The following is a 620-nucleotide window of genomic DNA, read 5'->3' as shown; positions in this document are numbered from 1 at the left end:
TATAAAGCCCAAATGATCCTGCCTTCTTCATCATAGGCAAAATCATATTTATTTAAATCAATCACCCAATCTACTCCCATAATCTCATCTATAAAAGGAAGCATACCAAATTCATCAGGCTGTATAGTTTTAGCTAAATCTTTTACTAATTTAGCCCTTAAAGGATTTTTATGTATCCCTGCCATACCTATACCTATTTCTAAAAGATTATCAGCATAATTATAAATTCCTCTTTTTATACCTAATTCTTCATATCCTCCACCTGTGAGTTGAATATATAAAATAAAACATTGTATCATTCTGGCATTAAAGCCATGATTTTTAGAACGCACAAAATATTCAGGTTTTCCTAGCATTCCTGCTGCTATACCCCATTCTTGTCTAAAAAGAGAAGATTTTAAGGTTTCTTTATTATTGTTCACTTCATCATAAATATAGGCGTATTCTTCATTGATTAAATTTCCTTTTTCATCTACATTAGCATAAGCATCATAGGGTATATCTATAACCACAGATCTTAATCCACTTCTTATTGCTAAATATTTATATCTTTCTCTTTTAGTTTTTAAAGATTTATAATAAGCTTTTTCTGCTTTAGTCCAAGGAGCTATAGCTCCTTT

The 620-nt window shown here is 30.0% G+C and carries 1 pseudogene; it reads right to left on the bottom strand.

Annotated features, from left to right (window positions below):
- Window positions 1-620 (bottom strand): annotated as a pseudogene (locus tag BGS40_RS06960) (hypothetical protein); the annotation flags it as partial.

Origin of the sequence: Campylobacter sp. 107 (genome assembly GCF_002383835.1) — a bacterium.
In the GTDB taxonomy this organism is placed as follows: Bacteria; Campylobacterota; Campylobacteria; order Campylobacterales; family Campylobacteraceae; genus Campylobacter_D; species Campylobacter_D jejuni.
The sequence above is the reverse complement of the archived record's forward strand: the minus strand, read 5'-3'. Positions and strand labels throughout refer to the sequence as shown.